The following is a 420-nucleotide window of genomic DNA, read 5'->3' as shown; positions in this document are numbered from 1 at the left end:
GGGGACCACCCCGTAAGGCTAAATACTACTTAGTGACCGATAGCGCATAGTACTGTGAAGGAAAGGTGAAAAGGACCCCGGGAGGGGAGTGAAAGAGAACCTGAAACCATATGTTTACAAGCTGTGGGAGGTGTGTCTATGGATTCACCTATCTTCATGAGCCCTGTAGCTGTTACGGCAGTGATTACAGCGTCAACTTACTCGGCGTAGACAACTACGCCTGTGTGAGTTTCCTTGTACTCACAACCGTACCAGCCACAGTTTATCATGAGAATAGGTGAATCCATAGCCATCGACCGCGTACTTTTTGTAGAACGGTCCGGCGAGTTACGCCGGCTGGCAAGGTTAAGGGCTTTAAAGGCCCGGAGCCGAAGGGAAACCAAGTCTGAATAGGGCGAGCACAAGTCAGTCGGAGTAGAC

1 rRNA gene is annotated in these 420 nt (G+C 50.7%); it reads left to right on the top strand.

The features are described from left to right. Positions 1–420, top strand: a 23S ribosomal RNA gene (locus tag BN3456_RS00075); the annotation flags it as partial.

The organism is Clostridium sp. C105KSO13 (genome assembly GCF_001517425.1).
Taxonomy (GTDB): domain Bacteria; phylum Bacillota; class Clostridia; order Lachnospirales; family Lachnospiraceae; genus Muricomes.
This window is presented reverse-complemented; position numbering and strand designations above follow the sequence as displayed.